At 59.6% G+C, this 20305-nt stretch carries 12 protein-coding genes; 5 read left to right on the top strand and 7 right to left on the bottom strand.

Annotated features, from left to right (window positions below; translation table 11 throughout):
• Nucleotides 1-167: 167 nt before the first annotated feature.
• From CKW16_RS30210 to CKW16_RS30185, 6 genes are all read right to left on the bottom strand, one after another.
• Nucleotides 168-1487, bottom strand: coding sequence for an MFS transporter (locus CKW16_RS30210; protein WP_095133165.1), 1320 nt, complete (start codon nt 1485-1487; stop codon nt 168-170).
• Nucleotides 1488-1778: 291 nt separating this feature from the next.
• Complete coding sequence (locus CKW16_RS30205; protein WP_095133163.1) at nt 1779-3104, bottom strand: sigma-54 dependent transcriptional regulator; 1326 nt, start codon at nt 3102-3104, stop codon at nt 1779-1781.
• On the bottom strand, nt 3098-4864 hold the full coding sequence (locus CKW16_RS30200) for an ATP-binding protein (RefSeq protein WP_095133161.1): 1767 nt from the start codon (nt 4862-4864) through the stop codon (nt 3098-3100). Before CKW16_RS30200 ends, CKW16_RS30205 begins: the two co-directional genes overlap by 7 nt.
• Nucleotides 4865-4960: 96 nt before the next feature.
• Complete coding sequence (locus CKW16_RS30195; protein ID WP_095133159.1) at nt 4961-7711, bottom strand: RHS repeat domain-containing protein; 2751 nt, start codon at nt 7709-7711, stop codon at nt 4961-4963.
• Complete coding sequence (locus CKW16_RS30190) at nt 7708-12261, bottom strand: SpvB/TcaC N-terminal domain-containing protein (RefSeq protein ID WP_095133156.1); 4554 nt, start codon at nt 12259-12261, stop codon at nt 7708-7710. The genes CKW16_RS30195 and CKW16_RS30190 overlap by 4 nt, the downstream gene beginning before the upstream one ends.
• Before the next feature lie 234 nt (nt 12262-12495).
• Nucleotides 12496-14019 (bottom strand): fumarate hydratase, encoded by a 1524-nt coding sequence (locus tag CKW16_RS30185; protein ID WP_095133154.1) that lies wholly within the window; start codon nt 14017-14019, stop codon nt 12496-12498.
• 484 nt (nt 14020-14503) lie between these two features.
• Between CKW16_RS30185 and CKW16_RS30180 the strand changes: the two genes are divergently transcribed.
• The 3 genes from CKW16_RS30180 to CKW16_RS30170 are packed head-to-tail and all read left to right on the top strand — an operon-like array spanning nt 14504 to nt 17316.
• Entirely contained in the window at nt 14504-15610 is a 1107-nt protein-coding gene (locus CKW16_RS30180) for a GGDEF domain-containing protein (protein ID WP_095133152.1), read from the top strand.
• Nucleotides 15603-16538, top strand: a complete 936-nt coding sequence (locus tag CKW16_RS30175; protein WP_095133150.1) for an iron-sulfur-binding ferredoxin reductase — start codon at nt 15603-15605, stop codon at nt 16536-16538. The genes CKW16_RS30180 and CKW16_RS30175 overlap by 8 nt, the downstream gene beginning before the upstream one ends.
• A 28-nt stretch (nt 16539-16566) precedes the next feature.
• Nucleotides 16567-17316 carry an enoyl-CoA hydratase-related protein gene (locus CKW16_RS30170; RefSeq protein WP_095133148.1) on the top strand — a complete coding sequence of 250 codons (750 nt, stop codon included), beginning with the start codon at nt 16567-16569 and terminating at the stop codon, nt 17314-17316.
• A gap of 173 nt (nt 17317-17489) precedes the next feature.
• Here the strand turns inward: CKW16_RS30170 and pyk are convergent, their stop codons facing one another.
• Nucleotides 17490-18941: a pyruvate kinase gene (gene pyk / locus CKW16_RS30165; protein WP_074879559.1), complete on the bottom strand. Its 1452-nt coding sequence runs from the start codon at nt 18939-18941 to the stop codon at nt 17490-17492.
• 157 nt (nt 18942-19098) lie between these two features.
• Here pyk and CKW16_RS30160 point away from each other — a divergent pair, with 157 nt between their 5' ends.
• Together CKW16_RS30160 and CKW16_RS30155 are read left to right on the top strand one after the other, a co-directional pair.
• Nucleotides 19099-19485 (top strand): tol-pal system YbgF family protein, encoded by a 387-nt coding sequence (locus CKW16_RS30160; RefSeq protein WP_095133145.1) that lies wholly within the window; start codon nt 19099-19101, stop codon nt 19483-19485.
• A gap of 231 nt (nt 19486-19716) precedes the next feature.
• Nucleotides 19717-20076 carry a PilZ domain-containing protein gene (locus tag CKW16_RS30155; protein WP_095133143.1) on the top strand — a complete coding sequence of 120 codons (360 nt, stop codon included), beginning with the start codon at nt 19717-19719 and terminating at the stop codon, nt 20074-20076.
• Nucleotides 20077-20305 lie beyond the last annotated feature (229 nt).

Raw genomic sequence — 20305 nt, 5'->3', positions numbered from 1 at the left:
GGCGAGGAGAGTCCGTGGAGGGCGTTAACCGCTGATTAATTCGCTCTTTTGCTTATGTGACAAATTGTTCGTGGCGCACCTTACTTGTCTTGATCGCACGCTTTCAGCGTCAATGAAAAGGGACAGACCTTTGCCAGGTCTGCCCCTTTTTTGTGTCGCTGGCGGACTCAGTCCGTCTCGATCCGCGAATGCTTGCGGGTGTCTTTCATGGTCACGTAGACCAGCAACGACACGGCAATACACGCGGTGACATACCAGTAGTAACCGGTTTCCATGCCGATGCTCTTGAACCACAGTGCGATGTATTCAGCGGTGCCGCCGAAGATCGACACGGTCAGCGCGTACGGCAGGCCGACGCCCAGCGCACGGATTTCGGTCGGGAACAGTTCGGCTTTGACCACCGCGTTGATCGAGGTGTAGCCGCTGACGATGATCAGCGCTGCCATGATCAGGAAGAACGCGCCCCACCAGGTTTGCACGGTGTGCAGGGTGGTCAGGATCGGCACGGTGAACAGCGTCCCGAGAATACCGAAGGCAATCAGGATTGGCCGGCGACCGACTTTATCCGAGAGCCCGCCAATGATCGGTTGCAGGCACATGAACAGGAACAGTGTGGCGGCCGAAATAGTGGTGGAGTCGGAGATGCTCATGCCGACAGTGTTCACCAGGTATTTCTGCATGTACGTGGTGTAGGTGTAGAACGCCAGGGTGCCGCCCATGGTCAGGCCGACCACGGTCATCAGTTCCTTCGGATGGCGCATCAAGGTGCGCATGGCGCTTTCCTTGGCCTTCTCTTTCTTGGTGAACGACTCGGTTTCTTCCATGCCACGACGCAAGTACAGCGCGACCACGGCACACAGTGCGCCGATGGCGAACGGGATGCGCCAGCCCCAGGCGTACAGCTCTTCAGTGGTCAGGGTCTGTTGCAGCACGATCAGCACCGCCAACGCGATGAGCTGACCGGAGATCAGGGTCACGTACTGGAAGCTGGAGTAGAAACCGCGACGATCCTTGGTCGCCATCTCGCTGAGGTACGTCGCCGAGGTGCCGTACTCGCCACCGACCGACAGGCCTTGCAGCAAACGGGCGAAAATCAGCAGGATCGGTGCGCCGATGCCAATGGTTTCATAACCCGGGCTCAGGGCGATCAGCAGCGAGCCGAAACACATCAGGTACACCGAAGCCATCAGTGCTTTCTTGCGACCGGCCTTGTCGGCGTAGAGGCCCATCAGCCAGCCACCGATCGGGCGCATCAGGAAGCCCACGGCGAAGATCGCGGCGGTGTTCAGCAGTTGTGCGGTGGTGTCGCCTTTGGGGAAAAAGGCCTTGGCGAAGTACAGGGAGAAGGCGGCGTAGACGTACCAGTCGTACCACTCGACCATGTTGCCGACAGAGCCGCTGAAGATCGATTTGATGCGACTGGCAGTGGTTCTTTCTTTGGCAGGCGTAGCTGCCGACCCAAGAGGCAGGGTTTGTGAGTTATCCATGACGGATCCTTCATTTAATTGTTTTTGTGGAGCGCGTTGAAACGCAGCCTGCTTGGGCTATAGCAGGAGCTGTGCCAACGGGAGGAGGGCCGGTTTAGAGGGGTTTTGAAACTTGAGTAAGCGGAAATCCGCTTATGGTGCGCAGGGTGGCAAGCGGATTTTCGCCGAACCTGATCGTTCCCACGCTCCGCGTGGGAATGCAGCCCGGGACGCTCTGCGTCCCAAAAGCCGAACGCGGAGCGTCCGTTGAGGCATTCCCACGCGGAGCGTGGGAACGATCAGTGTGATGGGTTAGATGAACATCTCGCGCGTCAGGCCATGCCGCTGCATCTTTTCATTGAACGTCCGGCGCGGCAGCTGCAGCTCTTCCAATACTGCTTTCACATCGCCCTTATGCCGGGTCAACGCCGCGCGCAAACAATGCGCTTCAAACGCTTCCTGTTGCGCCGCCAGCGATTGCCCAGGATCAATCCCCGCCGGTTCCGGCTCGCCCAGTCCCAGCACCTGTCGCTCAGCAACGTTTGCCAATTCGCGCACATTGCCGGGCCAGTCGTGGCTCAACAGGTGGCTCAACTGCGGGCCGCTCAGCGGTGGAAAAGTGCGCCCCAAACGCTCGGCGGCCTTTTGTGCAAACGACTCGAACAACAGTGGAATGTCTTCACGCCGCTCGCGCAACGGCGGCAGCCGCAACTCGGCCACGTTCAACCGATAGGCCAGGTCCTCGCGAAAGCGTCCGGCCCGGGCTTCGTCCAGCAAGTCGGGTTTGGTCGCGGCGATGATTCGCAAATCCACGCGGATGCTCTGATTGGAGCCCAACCGCTCCAGCTTCTGCTCCTGCAATACCCGCAGCAATTTCACCTGCTGGGCCAGCGGCATGCTTTCGATTTCATCGAGAAACAGCGTGCCGCCGTCGGCGTATTCGAGCTTGCCGATGCGTTTGCCCGAGGCGCCGGTGAACGCGCCGCTCTCATGGCCGAACAGCTCGGCCTCGAACAACTGCTCGGGTATCGCCGCACAGTTCAATGCCACAAACGGTTTGTCGGCACGCGGACCAAAGTCGTGCAGGCAACGGGCAACCAATTCCTTGCCGCTGCCGGTTTCACCACGAATCAACACATTGACCGGCAGCGTCGCCAGGTCCAGCACTTGCCGACGCAGGGTCTGTAAACCACGGGACACGCCCAGCAACGTCGAATCGAGTTTGGCGCGATTGTCCGCCTGCTCGTGCAGGGCGCGGTTTTCCAGCACCAGCCGCCGCTTGTCCAGCGCACGGCGCAGACTGCCGAGCAGGGTTTCGGGGCTGAAGGGTTTTTCAAGGAAGTCGTAGGCGCCATCGCGCATCGCTTCGACCGCCATCGGCACATCGCCGTGACCGGTCAGCAGAATCACCGGCAAGTCGGCGTCGCGCCGCTGAACCTCGGCCAGCAGTTCCAGGCCGGTCATGCCCGGCATGCGCACATCGCTGAGGATCACCCCGGGGAAATGCTTGGGCAGCTGCGCCAGGCACTCATCGGCGCGACTGAACAATTGCACCTCGAACCCCGACAGGCTCAGCCATTGTTCGACCGCGTTGCGAATACTGCTTTCGTCGTCGACCACCATTACTGAATTCAGCATGAGCCAGGGGCCTCCAGGTCGATGGGCAAGGTCACGGTGAACACCGCGCCGTTTGCATGATTGTCGGCGCTCAGGCGTCCGCCCGATTCATGAACGATGGCAAAGGATACGGCCAGCCCGAGGCCCAGGCCATCACCCACCGGTTTAGTGGTGAAGAACGGATCAAACACGTTGGCCAAGTGCTCTTCTGCAATGCCGCCACCGTTGTCAGTGACGGTCAGGCGCCAGAGTTGTTCGTCGGCTTCGAGACGGATTTCCAGGCGTTTGCAGGGTTTGTCCTGCATGGCGTCCAGGGCATTGCGCAGCAAATTGATCAGCACCTGTTCCAGACGAATCGCATCGCCACGCACCCACGCCGGGCGCGTCAGGTGCCGCACCGTGCTGACCTGTTCATCGCGCAACCTTGTGTCGAGCAGCTGCAACGATTGGTCGACCACCGCTGCCAGGTCCAGCCGTTCGCGCAGGCCGCTGGGGCTTTTGCGGGCGAAAGTTTTCAGGTGACCGGTGAGGGCGGCCATGCGCGTCAGCATGTCATCCACCGGTTTGAGCGCCTTGTAAGCATCGTCAACCCGACCGTGGTCGAGCAGCAGCCTCAGAGTAGCAAGCTGCATGCGTTGGGCGGTCAGCGGCTGGTTGATTTCATGGGCCAGCGCGGCAGACATCTGGCCGAGGGCGGCGAGTTTGGCCGATTGCACCAGACCGTCCTGAGCGGTGCGCAGGTCGCGAGTGCGTTCTTCCACCAGTTGCTCGAGCTCTTCGCGACTGCGCTGGCGCAGCTTGGCCAGACGCCAACGCTGATTGAGGAACAGCAACAGAAATACCACCGCCAGCCACAACCCGGCGGCGGCGAGCCCGGCATTGCGGCTGTCTTCGAACGCAATTTGCGGGCGGCGCAGCAGGTGCAACGTCCAGCCTTCAGTGCTCAGCGGCAGCGATTCCCACAGGTAATTCGCCGTCCCGTCAGGACCCACGACCCGCGTCAGGTCACTGTTGTCGTCGAAGCGCCGCACCGATTGATACTCGAGCGGTGTCAGCGGTTGTTTGTCGTATTGGCGGGTGGCCTTGAGTTCGGCGTGATCGCTGTCACTCAGCGGTTTCAACAGGCGATAGCGCCAGCCCGGCTGGTTGGCGATGAAGACAATCCCGCGTGCATCGCTGACCAGCAGCGTGTCGCTGCCCTGACGCCACTCGCGCTCAAGTTCCGGGAATTCGAGTTTCACCACCATCGCGCCAAGGAACTGGCCGTTGTCACCGGTAACCGCACTGGACAGGAAGTAACCGGGAATGCCGCTGGTCACGCCCACCGCGTAAAAGCGCCCGGTGCCCTGAGTGCGGGTCTGGCTGAAATAGGGGCGAAAACCGTAATTGTGACCGACGTAACTGCTGGGCAAACGCCAGTTGCTGGCGGCCACCGCCAGTCCGGTGTGATCCAGCAATTCGAGGGTTGAGGATCGCGCTGCGCCGTTGATCTTTTCCAGTTTGCGGTTCAACGCAAGTTGCTGTTCGGGGCTCACTCCACCGCTTAGCGCTGTGCGTAGTTCCGGGTCCAGCGCCAGCACGGCGGGCAGGGCGCGGTAGCGGTCGATCAGGGTGTGCAGGGAATTGGCGTACAACGCCAATTGCTGATTGGCGCGGGCGGCGTCTTCGACCAGCGCCTGACGCTCGGCGTGACGAATGGCCAAACCGGCCGCGAGGGCCGCGCCGGCGAGGATCAACAGGGTATACAACGACAAACGCACGGTACGGGAAGTCGGCAGCATGCTGGCGCAAACAGGTAGAAAGTCGGGCGGGCACCATAGCATGGTGTGCCCGCCGAAAGAGACAAGGAGCGCCAGAAGTTCTGGAGCCCCAATGCTCTACCTCTGAACTACAACTGACTTGAAGCTCGAGCTTGATCTGCTCGAGCTCACGCTCAAGCGTCTGGACGACGATACCGGTATTCGACTTCGTGAAAGGCTGACATTGCTGGGGTGCCGAGGCAATGCTGGCGACGCCGGAGTGGGCCCCTCTGAATACCCGTAGTTAGGTCCCAACGCTCGAATTGACTCAAGCATCTCTGTTGTTCTCGACGTAATGCCTGTCAAACCTTCGAGCTTGAGTACCTGATTGATGAGTGTGGTTTGCGCGTTCTCGGGCACTACTCCTGGTGGGAACATCTGTTGCTGGAGAATTGTCGTCTCGAGATTACTCATCAGGGCACTTGCTTGAGCTTTTTTTTCAGTTATTTCCTTTGTGTCTCTGAGATAGTCAACAAAGCGACCTACTATCGGGGTTAGATACATCCCGGTCACCGCTGTAGCCGCGATTACGGAAATACTGAGCGAATTAAAAATCCTGAAGGCATCTTGGGTCACGTCGACAGGAGGAACTGTGCCACCCCCTTCTGAATTCCAGGTGCCAGCGGGTGACGCACCTGGGTTAAACACCAATGCTTGGAAGATGAGTTGTCCAGTGATGCCGATAACGGTTGAAACGATCCCAGCGCTATAAACACCCGTGGTGGTAACCGGAAAGAAGTCTTTCGCGACATTTGAGTTGACGACCGACAAAGCCATCCCCTTGGGAGAGCTGACGGCCGATAAGACTCTCGAGCCCAATTCCCTCCAGGAGCCAGGTGTGGGGGGGATGGGGGGAGGCGTTGTTGGGTCTGGAAAATGGGGACCATAGACGGGCGGCGAACCGCCAACAGCAGAGCTGGTGGATGACGGTGGTTGAGGGGCTTGGGTTTTGATTCCCCCCGTGTCATCAACAAAGTTCATCGGGTTGTTTCCCACCATCCGATACAGATTCAACCCATCCACAGCCCCCAACGGATCTGGATTGACCCACCGCCACAACCAAGGCGCGTAGTACCGCAGCCCGTAGTAGTAAAGCCCGCTGACATCCATTTCCTTGCCTGAGTAACGGATGGTTTTATAGCTGACCTCCAGTGCGGAATCCGCCGTCAGCCACGCGGTGCCGCCGAAGGGGTAGTAACCTTCGTGGCTGATCAGGCTAGCGTGTTGATCGAGCTCCATGAGGCTGGAGCCCAAAGGGTCGGCGAGGCTGTAGCGCAATTGATCGGCATCGATGCCGTCGGGTTTTTCGCTGACCCAATGCAGGCATCGCACGCTACCGAACCCGCTCGGCAAGGTAATGACGTGCAGCTCTTCGCCGTTGTCGCGTTTACGGATCTCCAGCCCCGGCAAATACATCACTTCGTGAAAATGGCTGGTCGATGGCGTATGCCATTGGTGGCATTTGTAGACGCGTACGCCCTGGCTATAGCGATAGGTTTCTTCATCGTCGGGTCCGTCTTCGCGTTTGACCAGCGTCACTGATGCCAGTTGATCACGGCTGCTCCACTGCAAGTCGATTCCCGATTGCAAGGCCCGGAGATTGCCGTGGCGGTCAAACAGCGCAGGAAAATCGGGTACGGGGTCTCCCTCTTTCCCGCGCACGCCACGGTTGCTCGATGGGTCAATGAGCATCTCTTGGGTGTAACCCCCCACGGCACGGCCATGGATCAGCTTGTTCAGGTTGCCACCGAGGTCGTACTCATACGTCTGGTGATAGTTGAGATGATTGTTGGGATCGCTCGGTAGCGGGCGGCCCGGCAGGTCAGATGTCGGGGGCGCGTCATGGCCGGTGGCACTGATCAACCGATAGAGCGAGTCATAGGTGAACTCGCGGTGGCCATCCATGTGCTGATTGGCAAAGAACCTGGTCTGGAACGTGTGATCGTCGATGCGCAACACGTTACCGACCCGATCATGGACATACTCGAGGTTCTGCCGCAGGGCCGTTTCAGGCACACCGGCTTTCAAGTGCTTGAGCCGACCATCCACTGCGTCGTAGATCCAGCTGCTGACCACCTTGTTTCCCGCACGCTGTTCGATGATCTGACCGGCGGCGTTGTACCGGGCATCTTCCAGAATGGGCAGCCAGACGCCCTCGGGCTTGATCCGCAGTTGAGCCTTTTTCAGCTGCCCGGTAATGTCATAGCGCAACTGTTGCTGATGATTACCGGCATCGGTCTGGGTCAGCATCGCACCGAGAGGGCTCCAGGTTCGACTACCGACAAAAACCTTGTCGGCAATCGTTCGTGTTTCGCGCAACGATTGGCCCTGCAGGCTGAAGCTGCTGAGCTCAAGCCCACCAGAAGAATCGGTTTGCTTGATCATCTGGCCACGGAGGTTGCAGCCGGGGTCGCCTGAGGCGTCGGCATACATAAAGGTTTCGACGTTCGGTTGACCGTTTTCCTCGATGGCGAGCGGGCGCAACTGAGGGTCGTAGGTGGTGCGCCAATGACTGCCACGTTGATCCCAATGCTGGAGTTTTTCACCGGCCAGCCCCGGCAGGCTCAGACGCCAGCCGGCATCGACAGAATCGACCTTTAGCGGTTCGCCGGAGAGGCGGTACACGGTGGCCAGGTTGGAGACGACCCCGAACAGTCGCGGATCCGATTGTTCAAGCAGTCGCCCGGCGGCGTCATGCCGCTGTCGGGTGATCAGGGTTTCCAGCGTGCCGTTAACGACCTTGCGCAAGTAGGTGACCTGGCGAATCGGTAAGCCCCGGCTATCAATGACCGTCAGGTTCGGGGTCCGCCAATGAATGGTGGTCGTCATGGCTTGCCTGCCTTCAACTCACTTTCAGGCGGCGCAACGTAGGTGTCATTAAAGTCCAGGCTGGTGGAGTACCAGGGATGGATGATCTCGAGCGCGACATCTCCTTTGGCGTTGATGACTTTGTTCTGGCGACCCAGCACGTCGTAAAAGTTCTGATCGTGATGGCCAAACTCACGGAAGGAATGGTCATTGATATAGCGATGTCCATTGGCGAAGTAAGGGCGAAATACCCGAACAGTCAGTCCTTTGTTGTTGTATTCCACACGTTCGCTGACGCGCCAGCGTTGATCGGCGTGCGCGACCTTTGGCTTGCCGTCTTCAATCACCAGCTCACCGTTTTCCACCACAAAAGCCTGTCCCGGCTCGACCAACTGTTTGGTCTGCAGTGGCCGGCCGAAACCATCCACAAAGGCTTTGACGATCTGGATTTGTTGCAGCTCATCATACCAATAGCGGTCGGCGGTGAGGACGACGCTGTGCACCGGTTCGCGGGGAGTCGAGTGGATCAGGTCGAGCAGCGCTTGTTCAGGCCCGGTCAGGGACTTGAGCCGGGACAGACGAAGGCGGGCGCTGGCGCGAATGTGCAGACTTGGCAACACGTAGCCTTGTGCGATCCAGGTGGTCAGCCAGTCAGGTATCTGCCTGACGGATTGGGGGAGTTCGCCCATCCAGCTGAACAGGTCCTTGCGCAATACGCTGGCCGCTTCTTGCAGGGCGCCTTTCGGATTTTCGATGGCAGGGTCCGGACGATGATCCACGGGACGTACGTGTTTATCGAGGGGGAGAAAACCAACGTCTTCGCCGTCTTCAGTTCCATAAAAACTGATGGCAAGGGGTTGTCCGGATGGCTCGTAAAGGGCTTCCTCGACATTGCTATTGGCATCGATGCTGCGCATGAGTTGCAGCGCGTGATAGTCATATTCGAAACGGGCTTCGCACCCGTCCGGCTGCGTGATGCTTTTCGGCAGCAGACAGTAGGCGTCGTAGCGGGCTGTCGTGATGCCGTAACTGGGCGTTTCGTTGTACTCCATCACTTTGTAAAAACTATCGAACTCGCCGTACTTGGCAAAACCATACCGGGACGACCATAGATTTCTCTCCTTGTCCTCTTCCTTGTCTGCCTCCTCGTCTATCCCCAGAACCAGAGGCATGGCCGAATAGCCGATTTTTTCCAGTTCGTCCCGAATAACGAGCGACGGCACTGTGTCGTAGGCTTGCAGTGCTGTCTTGTCCAGTTGTGCGAGTTCCAAGGGTGCCCTCAGAGCTTCGAAATCGGCTTTGCCATCGGCAAGCACTGTTCGATCGTCAGTCTTGAGGTAGCGATGTACCGACTGCGTGGTCAGTAGCCGCTGAGCGGCCCATTCGGGCGAGGCGTACAGATCGATAAAGCGTTCATGGGAGATATCTGCCGGGGTAAGTCCTGCGGGTGCCGTTCCCTTGGGCAAGACCATTGCGTTGCCACGTTGCAGATAGGGCAGACCCAGTCGCCAGCCTTGCAGGTCCTCCTTCAAGTGAATGAACTCGACGCGGGTTTCGCTCAGGTAATAAGACTGTTGCGCCGGGTCGTGGGCATCAAGCCACCATTTCTGTTCATCGACATCGTCAAAGGGCGGTTCATCAATGGAGGTTCTGCGCCGTGCATAGCTGACCGTAATGGCATGCACAGGCAGACCGAACTCGTCATGGCCCAAGGTGATTTCATGTCGGCTCAGAGGGTCGTTCATGAAGCGCTCGTACTGGTAGCTGATCTTCTCCAGTTGCAAAGGCAGCATGATCGGGTACGCGTCATGGTCTCCCTTTTTGCGTAGCTCGCGGACCTTGTAGCGGCTTTCCTCCACGGCGAAAGGCACCGCCATGCCCAAGCTATCGTCGGCGGCGTAGGTTTCGACCCGCAACACCGAACCGGCGAGGGCGCGGGCGATTTCGTGGGCGGTGGCTTCGTCGGCGGGTGGGACGGGATCATCAAAGTGGTCGTTGCGGTGATACCGGCAAAACAACGTGGGCTTCAAGGCAAGGGCTTCGGGATCACGATTGAAGTAGCCATCGCGTGGCAGGTCGATTAGCCGTCCGGTGTGAAACCAGGTGCAGACCAGCGCCGGGGCGGTAAAACCGATGTCATCTTCAATTGCACCGGTTTCACTGTCGGTCTGGCGCAGCAGCCCGAAACCGCGAAACTCGCGGTTCTGGCCATCGTAATAACCGTGCAAATACTGGAAAAACTGGTTCAGGCGATTGCCGGTGATTTCATCGAGCTGGCTTTGTTGCTTGACCACGGGCACCGGGAACGGCAAGTAGGAAACCGGGAAACGTTTGAGCTTGAGTATCCGATGCTTTTCATCCAGCCATTCCTGCGCGGAACTGCGATACACCACCTGGGTGCTGCAGCCCATGTTGTTGTTACTGGCGACCAGCATGTAAGGCTTGGCACTGACGAAATCGTAGCGCCAGTGCCGTGGCTTCATGTGTGGCACGGTCAACATCAGGCTCGCGCAACCCAGGCCTTGCAGGTCGGCGAGGGTGACCTGGCACAGGTTGTCGTAGCGGATGCCGTCGGGCCAAGGGACCGTGACAGGGATCTGCTCCAGACCATTGCCACCGTGATTCAAATAGATCTCGAAACAGTCGGACTGCAGATAAATCAGTGCCGGTGCGCCGGAGCCGTCGAGGTCGGCAATCCGCACCCGCGCCGCGTCGAATGTCGCGTAGTCGAAGGGCAGGGCACTCATGACAAAACCCTTGCCGAACCGACCGTGGCCCAGGTTCGGCCAGCATTTGATTTCGTCATGCCGGATGCGGCACAACTCGGTCATGTCGCTGCCCAGCAAGTTGCCCAGCATCACCAGTTCGGTGCGTGAGTTGCTGAACAGCGGCAGGCGATCGGTGTCCGGTTTATGAGGCACGTCCTTACCCGGGGCGAAACCATCCTCACGCCGATTGGCGTACAGGCGCACGCTTCGCGGGCCGATCAGCGCCATCGAGCTGAGCCCGTCACCTATCAAATCGCCAGACTGTGAAAGCGTGTGGAAGAACTCCACCGGGAACGCCGTAAAGGGAATGAACCCTGACCAGCTGCGATCGGGGTTGAGGGTGTGGAAACCGCTCATGCCGGGTGAGGCGAGGATCCAGTCGAGCCGACCATCGCCGGTCAGATCGGTCAGCGCCTGATAGGTCGGTTGATAGCGATCGGCCACGGGAATTTTGGACAGTTCTGTCCATGGGCCATAGTGGATGTCATCGGTGCCCGTGGGCGCACGCAAGGGTTCGCGGTAATACCAGCTCTTGTCGTAACGACAGATAAATCCGGGCACGCCTTCACCAAACAGATCAATGCATTGGTGGTGCGCGCTGTCCTCGATGCCGGGCATGTTTTCGAAGGGGAAGAACGGGCTCGACTGCTTGTTGAGTTCGAAGCCCGAGTAGTCGAACTCCACTGGCGGCATGTTTTCCACGGCGCCACTGGCGTCGTACGCCTGATAGTGCGCCGCTGTCAGTTGGGTGTATGCCAAGGGAGTCGTTTGGTATTGCAGCAGCAATCGCCGAATCAGCGCCGGTTTTTGTTCCGGTTTTGCGGGGAAATGGTGAAACATCAAGATCTGATGGCACAGGCGTCGGGTGCCCAGTTCGAAACCATAGGTGTAGCTATGGAAGGGATCGGCGCGCAATTGCCACTCACCATAACCCTCGCCGGGATTGTCGAACGGCGGGCCGTAGAGCGGTTTCTTTTCCAGATCGAGGGTGCGTTCGCCGTAGTCGAACACCAGGTGGAAATGCCAGTTCAGAGTCGCCGGGTTTTCCACCGTCCAGGCGTACAGGTGTTTGCTGGCCAGGGCATTGCCGTAACACACCCGGTGCAGAAAACGCTGGGCACGATAGTCGTGCGAGTCATCCGGGGAGTGAGTCTCATCTTCGGGCTTGTAGTCGAAACAGATGTGTTCGCCATGGGGGGTCATGCTTTCGAGCAGCAACCACACACCGATACGCTGCGGCGCGTCAGGGGTGGCCGGGTCGACAGGTTCGGCACGGCGCGAAGCGTCGGTTTTGCCGTACACATGCAGGCTGCCATTGGCCCCGTGTACCAGCCAGAAGGGCGGTTTTTCTTGAGGTTGCCAAAGCTCGATCAGATCGAATGAACTTTCGACCCGCGGCCGGTAGCGCACAACGTGGTGCTCACCAATGGAGAGGCCGCGATAGTCGATTACGACTCTGGACTTGGGCTTGCCCTCGTCATCCAGCTCGGGCATCAACTCCTCGCCACCAGGGCCGACCATGATGTCGACGTCGAGGTAATCAGGCACCCCCTTGCTGGTCTGGCGAGTGATGGCACTGGTGCCCAAACGCCAGCCAATGCCGAACGGACCATTACCGCCCTGATTGTCATAGCTCAGCGCCATGGCGGGATCGAAACCGCGCCCTGCTGAAAGGGGCAGCGGCAACTCGAACGAGGCACTGCCCGTCACGCCGACCGATCCCCAGCTTTTGCCAATCGTGGCAATGGAAGCACTCTTGGCGATGGAGGGTTCAGTGATGCTCAGGGAGGCTTGTTCTTCCATGGGGCTGATCCTGTGTCGGCTTTGCGCGCTCCCGTGGTAACGGAATTGCGTGATGACGCAACGCTAACAAGATCAAGGTGCTACGTGACCTGTCAGATGTGACAGGTAAGGCCGGTATTTTTAGACCGAATAAGATGGACGACACGACGTTTTATCGCGAATGGTAAAAGTGGTGCCAAAAAAACGGCCGGGTCATCTAAAAGCCGACCCGGCCGTATTGGCAAGCTGAAGCGCTTACTGCACTTCTACCGCCAGGCTTTCACTGATCTTTTTCTGCCAGATGGCAGGACCGGTGATGTGTACCGACTCACCCTTGCTGTCGACTGCAACAGTCACTGGCATGTCTTTGACGTCGAACTCGTAGATCGCTTCCATGCCCAGTTCGGCGAAAGCCACCACGCGGGATTTCTTGATGGCTTGTGCCACCAGGTAAGCCGCGCCGCCGACTGCCATCAGGTAAACGGCTTTGTGGTCCTTGATCGCTTCGATCGCGGTAGGGCCGCGCTCGGATTTGCCGATCATGCCCAGCAGGCCGGTTTGTTCGAGGATCTGACGGGTGAACTTGTCCATCCGCGTCGCGGTGGTCGGGCCGGCAGGGCCCACTACTTCTTCGCGCACCGGATCAACCGGGCCGACGTAGTAGATGAAGCGACCTTTGAGGTCCACCGGCAGGGTTTCACCCTTGTTCAGCATCTCGACCATGCGCTTGTGCGCGGCGTCGCGACCGGTGAGCATCTTGCCGTTGAGCAGGACGGTTTCACCCGGCTTCCAGCACTGCACGTCTTCCGGGGTCAGGGTGTCGAGGTTGACGCGACGGGCCGATGGGCCGGCTTCCCAGACGATTTCCGGGTAGGCGTCCAGCGGTGGCGCTTCCAGCGAGGCCGGGCCGGAACCGTCGAGCACGAAGTGCGCGTGACGGGTGGCGGCGCAGTTCGGGATCATGCACACCGGCAACGAAGCGGCGTGGGTCGGGTAATCCATGATCTTCACGTCGAGCACGGTGGTCAGGCCACCGAGGCCCTGGGCGCCGATACCCAGTTGGTTGACCTTCTCGAACAGCTCCAAACGCATCTCTTCGATACGGTTCTGTGGGCCACGTGCTTTCAGCTCGTGAATGTCGATGGATTCCATCAACACTTCCTTGGCCATGACGGCGGCTTTCTCGGCGGTGCCGCCGATGCCGATGCCGAGCATGCCCGGTGGGCACCAGCCGGCGCCCATTTCCGGAACGGTTTTCAGCACCCAGTCGACGATCGAGTCGGACGGGTTGAGCATGGCCATTTTCGACTTGTTCTCGGAACCGCCGCCCTTCGCCGCCACGTCCACTTCCACGGTGTTACCCGGAACGATGGAGTAGTGGATAACGGCCGGGGTGTTGTCCTTGGTGTTTTTACGAGCGCCCGCCGGGTCGGCGAGGATCGAGGCACGCAGAACGTTTTCCGGCAGGTTGTAAGCCCGGCGCACGCCTTCGTTGATCATGTCGTCCAGGCCCATGGTGGCGCCATCCCAACGTACGTCCATGCCCACGCGAACGAAGACGGTAACGATGCCGGTGTCCTGGCAAATCGGGCGGTGGCCGGTGGCGCACATCCGCGAGTTGATCAGGATTTGCGCCATGGAGTCACGGGCCGCTGGCGATTCTTCGCGCAGGTAGGCTTCGTGCATCGCCTGGATGAAGTCAACGGGGTGGTAATAGGAAATGAACTGCAGGGCGTCGGCAACGCTCTGAATCAGGTCGTCTTGCTTGATCACGGTCATGAGTCGCGCTCCTCTAAAAGACGGGAACATTCAATAAGGTGCTTGCAGCTTGGGTGCATCGGTCGGTTGCAAGCACCTTTACAAGGCACGCCGGGGCTGCTGGCGCGACGCTAAAAAGGCGCGGCAGTATACCGCGCCTCGGTTCCGGGCACACCCGCCGGTAGTCAATCGTTGGTCGCATATCGAACACGATCCCTGTAGCAGCTGGCGAAGCCTGCGTTCGGCTGCGCAGCAGTCGTAAAATCAAGCACCGCGGTGTGTCAGGTAAATCAGGGTGTCCGTTTCACGACTGCTTCGCAGCCGAACGCAGGCTTCGCCAGCTGCTACAAGGATTGTTGTTTTGGCGAGAAATGAGGTCATGACATTGACGCCAGTTTTCCGCCCTGAAAATTGAATGGTCATTTATCAGGCACGCTACTAAAGTGGCATTCGGTCTGTAGAGTAGGACACTCAAGCAGCCTCCCTTCGCACGGTGAGTCAACGATTGACCCATAACGCCATCCAGCGCTTGTTGCTCAAACGCTTTGCCCTCGCAGCCGGCACCTACGCCCTGGCTTTGTTGCTGTTGTGGCTGGCGTTTTTTACCGATCATTACGATGAATCCCTGTCCAACGTGGCCATCGGCAGTGCGCTGGTGGTCATCAGTCAGGCGGCGTTGTTTGCGGTGTTTTACAGCGGCTGCAACCTGCGTTTTTCCGACCCCAGCCTGACCGAGGCGCAAGTGTTGCTGGGGCTGGGTTGGCAAACCTGGCTGATCGCCCATCTGGACGAGGCACGCGGCGCGTTCCTGGTGTTCTACGTGCTGATTCTGCTGTTCGGGTTGTTCCATCTTTCGCGCCTGGCCTTTTTGCGGTGCGCGCTGTTGGTGTTTTTCAGTTTCAGCGCGATCATGCTGTGGGAGGGCTACCACTTCCAGTTACCCGACCCGGCACTGGCTGCATTACAGGTGTGCGTGCTGCTTATCGTGTTGGTCTGGCTGGAACTTTATGCCCGTCACGTCCAGGCCTCCCGTCAACGCATGCGTCAGCGCCGATTTGCCTTGCAGGCGCATCAGGACACCCTGCGCGGGATGATGCGCCAGCTCGAAGACCTGGTGGCCACCGACGAACTGACCGGGTTGTTTAATCGCCGGCATTTCCTGCGCCTGGCCTCCCGTGAGCTGAAGGCCATGGACGCCGGTGTCATGCATGGCCTGGCGCTGATCGACCTCGACCATTTCAAACGGATCAACGATGTGCACGGCCATGCCGCCGGTGATCAGGTGCTGCAAGCCTTTGCCGCCGTGGCCACCGCCTGCTTGCGCGATGGCGATGTTCTGGCCCGTTACGGTGGCGAAGAATTCGTCGTGCTGTTGCCCGATTGCAACCCCGAGCGCTTGACCTCCTGTTGCGAGCGGCTGCGCATTGCGTTCACCGATGTAGAGCTGGTCGGACTCAACGTCGCCCATCTCAGCTTGTCGGCGGGCATGACGTTGCTCGAACTGGGTGACGATCTCGATGAAGCCTTGCAGCGCGCCGATCAGGCGCTCTATCGCGCCAAGCGTGACGGCCGCAATCGTTGCGCGGCGGCGTGGGAGAACGTCGATGCCTGAGTTACGGGTCGGCGAACGCCAATGGTCGGTGGCGGCGGGCAGCAACCTGCTCGATGCGTTGAATCAGAACGGCGTATCGGTGCCCTACAGCTGTCGCGCCGGCAGTTGCCACGCCTGTCTGGTGCAATGTGTCCAAGGGCTGCCGAGTGACAGCCGCCCCGACGCCCTGAGCGCAGACCAACGCCAGCAAGGCTGGCGCCTGGCGTGTCAGTGTCAGGTGGTCGAGGACTTGCAGGTGCACACCTTCGATCCTCAGCAGGACGGCCGCCCGGCCGAGGTGGCCGCTGTCGATTGGTTAAGCGCCAGCGTGTTGCGTTTGCGCCTGACACCTCAACGTCCATTGCGCTACAGCGCCGGCCAGCATCTGGTGTTGTGGGCGGGCAACGTGGCGCGGCCGTATTCATTGGCCAGCCTGCCGGAAGAAGACCGCTTTCTGGAGTTCCACCTCGATTGTCGCCAGCCGGGGGGATTCAGCGACGCGGCCCGTCAATTCAAGATCGGCGATAAGATCCGCCTCGGCGAGTTGCGTGGCGGGGCATTGCATTACGACCCGGACTGGAACACCCGACCGCTTTGGCTGTTGGCTGCCGGCACGGGTTTGGGGCCGTTGTTCGGTATCTTGCGTGAAGCGCTACGACAAGATCACCAAGGTGAAATTCGCGTCATTCATCTGGCCCATGATGCCGAGGAACATTACCTGGCCAAACCCCTGCAAGCCATGGCCGCCAGCCGCCCGAACCTGAGCATCGAGCTGTGGACGGCGGCCGAGTTGCCCGCGGCTTTGGCGCAACTGCGGCTTGTCTCCCGGCAAACCCTGGCCTTACTCTGCGGGGCCCCTGACAGCGTCGACGCCTTTGCCCGGCGCTTGTATCTGGCGGGATTGCCGCGCAATCAACTGCTGGCGGACGTCTTTGTTCTCCGCGGTTGAGCGCTGATTTTCAGACGCGAGACCGACCATGAGCGATGCCATCCAATTTGAACGTGAGCGCGGCCTGCTTATCCTGCGCCTCAACCGCCCTGACAAGAAAAACGCCCTGACCCGCGCCATGTACAGCCACTTGGCTGAAGCGTTGAAACTGGCCGATACCGACCCTGAAATCAACGCCGTGCTGATCACTGGCAGCGCCGAGTGCTTCACCGCTGGCAACGACATCGCCGATTTCATCCAGCAACCACCGAGCAACCTCGACAGCCCGGTGTTTCAGTTCATGCTCACCCTGCTCGAATGCCGCAAACCGGTGATCGCCGCCGTGGCCGGCGCAGCGGTGGGCATTGGCACGACGATGCTGCTGCATTGCGATCTGGTGTATGTCAGCCGCGATGCGCGCCTTCGCATGCCGTTCGTTAATCTTGGGTTATGCCCGGAGTTTGGTTCCAGCCTGCTTCTGCCGCGATTGCTCGGGCATGCCAAAGCGGCCGAGTTGTTGCTGCTTGGCGAAGGTTTCAGTGGTGAGCAGGCCGCACAGTGGGGGATTGCGACTGAAGCTTTGGGCAGTGGCGAAGAGGCGCTGGCCAAGGCGCGGGAGATGGCGTTGCGTTTCGAGTCGCTGCCACCGGAAGCGGTGCGTATCAGCAAGCAATTGATGAAAGCCCCGGACCGCGAACAACTGCGCAAGGCAATAGAAGAAGAGAGCGCACAGTTCACCCAACGGCTGCGCTCGCCGGAAGCGATTGCGGCGTTGTCAGCGTTTATCCGCAAACACTAGCCGATCGTTCCCACGCTCCGCGTGGGAATGCCTCAACGGACGCTCCGCGTTCGGCTTTTGGGACGCGGAGCGTCCCGGGCTGCATTCCCACGCGGAGCGTGGGAACGATCATCAGAAAGCAAAAAGCCCCGTCATTCACATGACGGGGCTTTTGTTTTTCAGCGGTTGGTCAATCAGACCATCTTGTCGCCAACGTGCAGGATTTTCATCCCGTTGGTGCCGCCGATGGTGTGGTAGCTGTCGCCCTTGGTCAGGATGACCCAGTCGCCTTTCTCGACTACGCCGCGCTTGAGCAACTCGTCGATCGCGGCCTGGCTGACTTGCTCAGGCGGCAGCGATGCCGGGTCGAACGGTACGGTGTAGACGCCACGGAACATGGCCGCGCGGGCCTGGGTTTCGCGGTGCGGGGAGAACGCGTAGATCGGTATCGAGGAACGGATGCGCGACATGATCAACGGCGTGTAGCCACTTTCGGTCAGGGCAATGATCGCCTTTACGCCCGGGAAGTGGTTGGCGGTGTACATGGCCGCCAGCGCGATGCTCTGGTCGCAGCTTTCGAAGACCTTGCCGATGCGGTGGCTGGAGGTCTTGCTGGTCGGGTGCTTTTCAGCGCCGATGCAGATGCGCGCCATGGCTTGCACCGCTTCCAGCGGGTACAGGCCGGCAGCACTTTCAGCCGAGAGCATCACGGCGTCGGTGTAGTCGAGCACGGCGTTGGCCACGTCGGACACTTCGGCGCGGGTCGGCATCGGGTTCTGGATCATCGACTCCATCATCTGGGTCGCCACGATCACAGCCTTGTTGTGGCGGCGAGCGTGCAGAATGATTTTCTTCTGAATGCCCACCAGCTCGGCGTCGCCGATTTCCACACCCAGGTCACCACGAGCCACCATGACGGCGTCGGATGCATTGATCAGCGCGTCGAGGGTTTCGTCGTCGGCCACGGCTTCGGCGCGTTCGATCTTCGCCACCAGCCAAGCGGTACCGCCGGCTTCGTCGCGCAGTTGACGGGCGTATTCCATGTCAGCGGCGTCACGCGGGAAGGACACGGCGAGGTAGTCGACCTGCATCTCGGCAGCGAGCTTGATGTCGGCCTTGTCTTTTTCAGTCAGGGCCGGTGCGGTCAGGCCTCCACCGCGACGGTTGATGCCTTTATGGTCGGACAGCGGACCGCCGATCAGTACGGTGCAATTCAGCTCGGTGGCATTGGCGGTATCAACGCGCATGACCACGCGGCCGTCGTCGAGCAGCAGCTCGTCGCCCACGCCGCAGTCTTTAACCAGGTCCGGGTAGTCGATGCCGACGACGGTCTGGGTGCCTTCGGTCAGAGGATGGCTGGTGGAGAAGGTGAATTGATCACCGATCTTCAGCTCGATCTTCTTGTTGGCGAATTTGGCGATACGGATTTTCGGGCCTTGCAGGTCACCCAGCAGGGCGACGAAGCGGCCGTGCTTGGCAGCGAGGTCACGCACCAGCTTCGCGCGAGCCTTGTGCTCGTCGGGGGTGCCGTGGGAGAAGTTCAGGCGGGCGACGTCCAGGCCAGCCAGAATCAGCTGTTCGAGAACTTCCGGCGAGTTACTGGCCGGGCCAAGGGTAGCGACGATTTTGGTGCGACGGACGGACATGCATAGACTCCTGAGTTCAAGCGCTGAGTGAGGCTACTATGGTCTCCGGTTGTAGTCATTGTTCATATGCACTACTTATTCGTTTGTTTATTGAAACGAACATTCCTGAAGATTTCGCGTCACGGGTCGATACAGAGCTCAAGACAGGAGAACCCCCATGCGATTCGTGCTCATTGCCGCCCTTGCCATCAGTGTCCTCAGCGTCACGGGCTGCACCCGTTGGTCGATGAACCATCATTTGAATAACGCCTACAGCGCCTACGACCGCGGCAACTGCGAGCAGGTCATGCTCGAACTGTCCAAAGTCGAACGCGCCAGCCGAGCTCGGCCTTATGTGTGGCCGGAAGCATCGATGATGCGCGGCTTGTGCCTGGAACGTCAGAAACTGTTTGTCGATGCGGCGCAAACCTACCAGTTCATCATCGCCTCCTACCCGCAAAGTGAATACGCCTACCGCGCCCGCGCCCGCCTGGAAACCTTGCAGTCGCTGGGTCACTATCCGCTGCGCAGTGCTGCTGCGGTCGTGCGCCCGACGCAGTTCTGATTGTCAAAGGCTGGCTCACCGACGGTGGTGAGCTATAGTCGAATAGATCGGTTTAGAGCCTTGCCTCTAATCGACGCAACACCTGTGATCGGCAGGAGTAAGCGACAGCGGCTCAAGGACTGTCGCACCGGGATCGGGGAGAGCGCGCCCATGCCTCTGTATAAAAAGAAGCAGGCCCGTTCCGAAGCATTAGTGCGGCTCTGCTTAAGAGCCTTGCTGGGCCATTTGCACATGTTTACTGACCGCCGGATCGAGCGGCATCAACTGCCGTATTTTCTAAGAGTGTTCAACAGCATCACCGACAAACCCATCGGCTTTCTGGGCAACGTGTCCGAAGACGGGCTGATGCTGATCAGTCAGTTGCCGATGATGATCGGCGCCGATTTCGATTTGCGCCTGAAAATCCCCGCCAGCAATGGCTGCATGCAGGTCATTGACCTTCAGGCGTGTTGTTTGTGGTGCCATGAAGACACGACCCCTCACCACTATGACGCCGGTTTCAGCCTGCAACGGGCACCGCCGGAATATGGGCAATTGGTCAGCGCCTTGAAGCAGTACTTCAGTTTTCAGCCGTTGCCTGCCTCCGCCTGAACGTCAACAACCTGTAGCAGCTGGCGCAGCCTGCGTTCGGCTGCGCAGCAGTCGTAAAATCAGAGCTCGCGGTGAATCAGGTGGACCGTGCCTCTCGGGTTTACGACTGCTGCGCAGCCGAACGCAGGCTGCGCCAGCTGCTATGTATGGACTCGCCCCCACTGTCTACCCGCTTTTAAAAAAACTGCCGCCCCGTTGCATCTATGTATCAGGCCTACTCGAGGAAGCC

Source organism: Pseudomonas sp. Irchel s3h14 (genome assembly GCF_900187425.1).
Taxonomy (GTDB): Bacteria; Pseudomonadota; Gammaproteobacteria; order Pseudomonadales; family Pseudomonadaceae; genus Aquipseudomonas.
The sequence above is the reverse complement of the archived record's forward strand: the minus strand, read 5'-3'. Positions and strand labels throughout refer to the sequence as shown.